The 6,668-nt window shown below is 70.3% G+C and carries 5 protein-coding genes and 1 pseudogene; 2 read left to right on the top strand and 4 right to left on the bottom strand.

From position 1 onward, the window contains the following. Nucleotides 1-43: 43 nt before the first annotated feature. From AC2W7M_RS17020 to AC2W7M_RS17010, 3 genes and pseudogenes are all read right to left on the bottom strand, one after another. Nucleotides 44-1,361: pseudogene (locus tag AC2W7M_RS17020) on the bottom strand (FAD binding domain-containing protein). Nucleotides 1,362-1,696: 335 nt separating this feature from the next. Beyond that, nucleotides 1,697-2,590, bottom strand: coding sequence for a LysR family transcriptional regulator (locus AC2W7M_RS17015; RefSeq protein WP_486133501.1), 894 nt, complete (start codon nucleotides 2,588-2,590; stop codon nucleotides 1,697-1,699). 69 nt (nucleotides 2,591-2,659) lie between these two features. Beyond that, nucleotides 2,660-3,418: a haloacid dehalogenase type II gene (locus AC2W7M_RS17010; RefSeq protein WP_486133499.1), complete on the bottom strand. Its 759-nt coding sequence runs from the start codon at nucleotides 3,416-3,418 to the stop codon at nucleotides 2,660-2,662. 223 nt (nucleotides 3,419-3,641) lie between these two features. On the opposite strand from AC2W7M_RS17010, the gene egtB reads away from it, so the two are divergent. Both egtB and egtD read left to right on the top strand, forming a co-directional pair. Further along, complete coding sequence (egtB, locus tag AC2W7M_RS17005; RefSeq protein ID WP_486133497.1) at nucleotides 3,642-4,934, top strand: ergothioneine biosynthesis protein EgtB; 1,293 nt, start codon at nucleotides 3,642-3,644, stop codon at nucleotides 4,932-4,934. Between the two features lie 2 nt (nucleotides 4,935-4,936). Further along, nucleotides 4,937-5,908, top strand: coding sequence for an L-histidine N(alpha)-methyltransferase (gene egtD / locus AC2W7M_RS17000; protein WP_486133495.1), 972 nt, complete (start codon nucleotides 4,937-4,939; stop codon nucleotides 5,906-5,908). A gap of 2 nt (nucleotides 5,909-5,910) precedes the next feature. Here the strand turns inward: egtD and AC2W7M_RS16995 are convergent. Beyond that, the coding region (locus tag AC2W7M_RS16995; RefSeq protein WP_486133493.1) for an ATP-binding protein at nucleotides 5,911-6,668 on the bottom strand (758 nt) is incomplete at its 5' end.

The raw sequence follows: 6,668 nt of genomic DNA, 5'->3' as shown, positions 1-6,668 counted from the left end.
GCGCCACTTGCCGCGCCACCTGCCCCCTGACCGCCCCGCCGCCTCAGAGCATTTCGCCGCGCAGCAGCTTCGGCACCTCGCCGGTGAGGCCGGCGGCGTTCGCGGATGAACAGGCCCTTGAGGCGCGGCAGCCGGTCGACCAGGCCGAGGCCCACGTCGCGCACCGCGCGCAGCACGTCCGAGCGGTTGGAGAACAGGCGGTTGAGCCCGTCGGTGGCGACCCCCATGGCGAGGGTGTCGAAGCGCCGCCAGCGCTGGTAGCGCTCCAGCACCGAGGGGGCGGCGAAATCGAGGCCGACGCGGGCGGCGTCGGTCACCACCTCGGCCAGCGCCGCCACGTCGCGCAGGCCCATATTGAGGCCCTGGCCGGCGATCGGGTGGATCAGATGCGCGGCATCGCCCACCAGAGCGAGGCGGTCGCCGATGAAGCTGCGCGCCATGGCGAAGCCGAGCGGATAGGCGCGCGGCTTCGAGACCACCTTCACCCAGCCGAGCTTGTGGCCGAAGCGCTGCTCCAGTTCCTCCTGGAACGAGGTCGCCGGCAGCGCCAGCAGGCGCTCGGCATCCGCCGTGCGTTCGGTCCACACCACCGAGCAGCGGTTGCCGGGCAGCGGCAGGGTGGCGAACGGTCCGGCGGGCAGGAAATGCTCCTCCGCCCGGCCCTCGTGTGGCCGCTCGTGCTCCACGGTGAAGGTGATGCCGCTCTGGCCGTAGCCCCACGACACGTTGGTGATGCCCGCCATGGTGCGCCAGGCGCGCAGCGCGGCGCCGTCGCGCTCGGCCATCAGCCCGCCGCCCACCATGGCATAGTCGCCCCGGCGCCGCGCCATCTCGTCGAACGCCCAGCAGGCGCGCGGGCTTGCCGCGGGCACATGGAGCGCCACCAGGATTTCGCCGGGGGCGATGGCGGTCTGGTAGAGGTCGAGGAAGTATTCGTCCGCCGGCACGCGCCTCAGGCCGTGGCTGCCGGAAATCTCCATCTCGGCGCCCATCGCCAGCATCATGGCGGGGAACTCGGATGCGGGATCGGCGAGCGCGACGCTGCCGCCGATCGTGCCGCGATTGCGGATCGCCGGATGCGCCACGAACGGCGCGGCGGCGGCGAGCAGCGGCGCATGCCGGCGGATGAGGGGATCGGTCAGCGCATCCGCATGGCGGGTGAGCGCGCCGATGCGCAGCACGCCGCCCTCCAGGCGCACCCCGCGCATGGCGTCGATGTCCGCAAGGTCCACCAGGACCTGCGGCGCCTGCAGGCGCATGGCGAGCGCGGGAACCAGGCTCTGGCCGCCGGAAAGAAAGCTGGCATCGCCCTGCGCCGTGTCAAAGGCGGCGTGGGCCTCCTCCAGCGTGCGCGGACGCACATATGCGAAAGCGCGAGCCTTCACGACGCTTCTCCCGGTGTCGCGGCCTATTTGTGACCACTTGGTCACAACATGCGGCCGGCCGGAGACCGTTGTCAACCGGATTTGCGGGACATCTGCGGAAAAGCTTGCTGCACTGCGCGAAGAGCTTGTTTTTACAATGGAGCTCCATCGTTATGTTTATTCAAACATAGCGAAAAGCGTAGCCAGTTCTGAAACTGCCGCGCGCGCCTGCCCATTCTCTTCCGCAGGCCTGGGCCCGCACCCGCGGGGCTCCCATGGCCGGCGGCAGCGGCATCGGCGCCCCGCAGGACGGGGCTCGCCCGCCGCCGGCCCTAGAGCTTGGTCAGGTAGTCCGCGTCGCGCTTGAACATGTCGGTCAGGTGGCGCAGCACCATCTTCACGCGGCCCATGAATTCCAGGTCCTCGTGCGCGCCCACATAGACGTCGCGCATCACCTGCACCTCGTCAGCCAAAACCGGGATCAGCCGCGGGTTGGACTTGGCGGAGAACAGCGGCAGCAGACCGATGCCGGCGCCGCGGGCGATGGCGTTCTGCTGGGCATGCATGGAGGTGGAGCGGAAGGCGACGTTGGCGGGCTCCAACACGTCGAGCAGCCAGTGCACGGGCTGGATCGCCACCAGATCCTCCACATAGTCCACGAAGGTGTGCGCCGGCAGGTCCTCCACCGTCTGCGGCAGGCCGCGGCGGCGGATGTAGTCCGGCGCCGCATAGAGGGCGAGGCGGAACTGCCCCACCTTGCGCATGACGAGGCGCTGCCCCGAGAGCGGCACGAAGGAGATGGAGATGTCGGCCTCGCGCTTGGTCAGATTGATGAGGTGGCGCTCGGTCACCAGCTCGACGACGATGCCAGGCTCCTTCTCGGCCAGTTCCGCGAACCGCTCGGCGAGGTAGAAGGCGCCGATGCCCTCCATGGAGGCGACCCGCACCCGCCCCGTGGGCGCGCTCGGCGCGGCGCGGATGGATTCCTGGATCTCCCCCGCCTCAAGCTCGATGCGCTCGGCGATGGCGAACAGGCGGTGGCCCTGCTCGGTCAGCACGAAGCCGTCGGGCTTGCGGTCGAACAGCTTGACCGAAAGGTCCTTCTCCAGTTCGGCGATGCGGCGCGAGACCGTGGTGTGGTCCACCCTGAGCCGCCGCGCGGCCGGCATCAGCCGGCTCTGCCGCGCCAGTTCCAGGAAATAGGTGAGGTCGTTCCAGTTGAACACGGCACCCCCGGCGATCGGTGGACGGTCAGCGCAGCCGGCCCGCCTTGATGACCGTCTAATGACGCTCCGTCAATGCGCGGCGGGGGTGACGCCGGGCAGGTGCGCCAGTTCGGAAAGCGAGGCGACCTCGAAGTCCGGCGCAAAGCCGAGCCCTTCGAGCTGGGTGCGCAGCGCCTTGTAGAAAGTCACCGGGCGCAGCACGCCGGCGCCGGCGGCGGCGGCGATCTCCGCGCGCACCGCGGCGGCGGACACGCGGGCGATGCGGGCGACGCGGAAGCCGAACTTCTTGGCTCCGGCGATGTCGAAGCCGTTGGAGGACACGAACACCACCTCGGAAGGCTTCACGCCCAGCCGCTCCTCCACCAGGCCATAAGCGCGCGGATCCGGCTTGTAGGCGCCCGTGGCATCGACGCTCAGGACCGCGCCGATATGGGGCGCGAGCGGCGAGGTGCCCACCAGCGTCTCCAGCATGGCCGGGCTGCCGTTGGAGAGGATGGCGCGCCGGTAGCCGGAGAGCGCGGCGAGCGCCGACTCGGCCTCGGGATAGGGGGTGAGGCGGTTGTAGGTCTCGGCGATCTCGTCCAGCAGCGCCGGCCGCGCCTCCAGGCCCAGCACGTCGAGCGTGAAGGCGAGCGACTGCCGCGTGACCGCCCAGAAGTCCTCGTAGGCGCCCATCATGGAGCGCAGCCAGGAATATTCCAGCTGCTTCATGCGCCAGATCTGGGTGATCATCTCCCCATGTCCGGGGAACGCCGCCTCGGTGGCGTCGGCCACCGACTGCACGTCGAAAAGGGTGCCGTAGGCATCGAAGACGAAGGCCTTGGTCATGGGGGCTCCGGGCAAGTGGGGGACCGGTAAAGCGCGGACGGATGCACTTTTTTAGGCGCTGGCGGCATCCAAAGCGAGGCCTGCAGCGTTGAAAGAAAATGTCGCGCCGCGCGGCGCCGCTCGATCGCGGGAGGCGCGGGCGCAGGGAGCGGCCGTCGGGTGCGCGGATTGGCGCCTCGGCAGTGCCCCTCTGCTTCAGGCGCAATCAGGTAGGGAGCAAACCATGGGATTTCGGCCGGATGCCGTGGCGCACAGCGCCGAGGCCACCTCGCACGACGACGTCGGCGCCCGCTTCGCGCGCGTCAGGAAGCTGACCCTCGATCTCGCCGCTCCGCTCTCGGATGCGGACGCCTCCGCCCAATCCATGCCGGACGCCTCGCCGACCAAATGGCACATGGCGCACACCACCTGGTTCTTCGAGAGCTTCGTGCTGCGCGATCATGTGCCCGGCTACACCCCGTTCGACGCCCGCTGGCCGTTCCTGTTCAACAGCTATTACGAGGCGGAAGGGGCACGCATCGCCCGGCCCCAGCGGGGGCTGCTGACGCGGCCCTCGCTCGACGAGGTCCGCGCCTACCGCGCGGCGGTGGATGCGCGGATCGAGGCGGCGCTGCCCGATCTGCCGCCGGAGGTGCTGGCGCTGATCGACCTCGGCTGCCACCACGAGGAGCAGCACCAGGAACTGCTCCTGACCGACCTCCAGCACCTGTTCGCGCAAAATCCCTTGAACCCAGCGGCCTATCCGCCGGCCTCGCGGCCGCCCGGCGCGGTGCCCGAGACGGTGCGCTGGATCGAGGGCGCGGCGGGCACGGTCGAGATCGGCCATGCGGGCGCGGGCTTCGCGTTCGATTGCGAGGGACCGCGCCACGTCACCTGGCTCCAGCCCCACGCCCTCGCCGATCGCCTCGTCACCAATGGGGAATGGCAGGACTTCATGGCCGATGGCGGCTACGAGACGCCGTCGCTCTGGCTGGCGGACGGCTGGGCTTTTGTGCGCGAGAACGCCATCGCCGCGCCGGCCTATTGGCGGCGCGACGAAACCGGCGCCTTCACCCGGCGTTTCGGCCTCGACGGCCTTCAGGATATCGACCGCGCTGCGCCGGTGCGCCACGTCAGCTATTACGAGGCGGATGCGTTCGCCCGCTGGGCGGGGGCGCGCCTGCCCACCGAGGCCGAGTGGGAGAGCGCGGCCGCCCGGTTCGACCCGCAGCGCGGCACCTTCCTTGATGCCCCCGTCGCAGTGTGTCCCCTGCCCGCGCGCGGCGGCGACGGGCTGCGCCAGATGTTCGGCGATGTCTGGGAATGGACCGGCTCGGCCTATCTCGCCTATCCGCGCTTCCGCCCGGTGGAAGGGGCGATCGGCGAATACAACGGCAAGTTCATGTCGGGCCAGTTCGTGCTGCGCGGCGGCAGCTGCGCGACGCCGCGCGGCCATGTGCGCGCGAGCTACCGCAATTTCTTCTACCCGCACCAGCGCTGGCAGTTCACCGGCCTGCGCCTCGCGAAGGACCTTTGACCATGCTGCGCGAGATCGACCGCATCCTGCCCCGGTCCGGCGGCGCGCCCGCCGATCCGGCCTTCCTGGCCGATGTCCTCTCCGGCCTTTCGGCGCGGCAGAAGTCGGTGCCGGCGCGGTGGTTCTACGACCATCGCGGCTCGCAGCTGTTCGAGGCGATCACCCGCCTGCCGGAATACTATCCGACGCGCACCGAGCGCGGCATCCTCGCCGCCCATGCGGGGGAGATCGCGGCTCTCGTCGGGCCGGGACGCGCCGTGGTCGAATTCGGCTCCGGATCCTCGGCCAAGACGCCGCTGCTGCTGCGCGCGGTGGCGCCGGCCGCTTATGTCCCGGTGGACATTTCCGGCGCCTTCCTGCGCGAGAGCGCAGCGGCGCTGGCGCAGGCCTTCCCGCAGGTGCCAGTGCATCCGTTGGAGGCGGATTTCCTGCAGCCGCTAAGCCTGCCGGCCGCCATCGCGGCAACGCCCGCGCTCGGCTTCTTCCCGGGCTCGACCATCGGCAACATGGAGGCGGACGACGCCGTCGACCTGCTGCGCAACATGGCGGCGACGCTCGGGGCGGATGCGCGCCTTGTGATCGGCATCGACCGGATCAAGAGCCCGGATGTCCTCATCCCCGCCTATGACGATGCGCAGGGCGTCACCGCGCAGTTCAACCTCAATCTGCTGGCGCGCATCAACCGCGAGCTTTCGGCGGACATTCCGGTCGCGGACTTCCGCCATGTCGTGCGGTGGAACGACGAGGCGGCGCGGATCGAGATGCATCTGGAGGCGGGGCGCGACCTCGCCTTCAGCGTCTCCGGCCGGCGGTTCGCGATGCGCGCGGGCGAGACCATCCACACCGAGAACAGCCACAAATACGGCCGCCGGGACGCCGCCGTGCTGCTGCGCGCCTCCGGATGGACGCCGCTCGCCGAATGGACCGATCCGGACGGGCTGTTCGCCGTGATCCTCGCCGGGGCGGGGGACTGACGTCACGCCGACATCAGTTCGTCCGCCCCGCCCGGCTTCAGCGTGAGCGGCTTGCCACCGAGGTCCTCGAACACCTGCTCGCGGCAGGTGAAGACCAGGATCTGCACATGGCGTGCCGCCATGTTGAGGATGTCGAACATGCGCTTGATGCGGCTGTCGTCGGAGAACACCAGCGCGTCGTCGAGGATCACGGTCGCCGGCTCGCCGCGCTCCACCAGCATCTCGGCGAAGGCGAGGCGCACCAGCACCGCGATCTGCTCCTGGGTGCCGAGGCTCAGGTGCTCGAACTTCTCCTCGTGCGCCCCCTCGCGCACCACGCCGGTGATGGTGAGGTTCTGGTCGAACTCCAGCCGCGCGCCGGGAAAAAGGATGCGCAGATAGGGCTCCACGCGCGTCAGCACCGGCGAGAGATAGCGCTTCTTGGCCTCCTCCTCCGCCGCGCGCAGGGTGCGGGCGAGCAGGGACAGGACCTGCGCCTCCCGCGCGAAGCGGGCGCGCTCGGCCTCGGCCAACTCCAGCTCGCGGCCCTTGAGGGCGATGGCCTCGTCGAGGCCCGCGGCCTCCGACACCTCGATGCGCGATTTCAGGCCGGCGATCTCCTGCTGAAGCCCGGCGCGCTTCTCGCGGCGTTCGGCCAGCGCCTGCTCCAGGCGGGCGATGCGCGCGTCGAGCTGCGGCAGCGTCTCCTCGGTGCGCTGGTCGGACAGCGCGGCGATGGCGTCCTCCCTGCCGTGCCAGCGCCGCGCGGGGCGGCAGCGAC

Source organism: Xanthobacter sp. BG11Y11_SDJG, assembly GCF_057364445.1.
This window is presented reverse-complemented; position numbering and strand designations above follow the sequence as displayed.

Coding starts and splice junctions, on each gene's coding strand:
- AC2W7M_RS17010 (WP_486133499.1), bottom strand. CDS start 3,418: ATGACCAAGGCCTTCGTCTTCGATGCCTACGGCACCCTTTTCGACGTG.
- egtD (WP_486133495.1), top strand. CDS start 4,937: ATGCTGCGCGAGATCGACCGCATCCTGCCCCGGTCCGGCGGCGCGCCC.
- egtB (WP_486133497.1), top strand. CDS start 3,642: ATGGGATTTCGGCCGGATGCCGTGGCGCACAGCGCCGAGGCCACCTCG.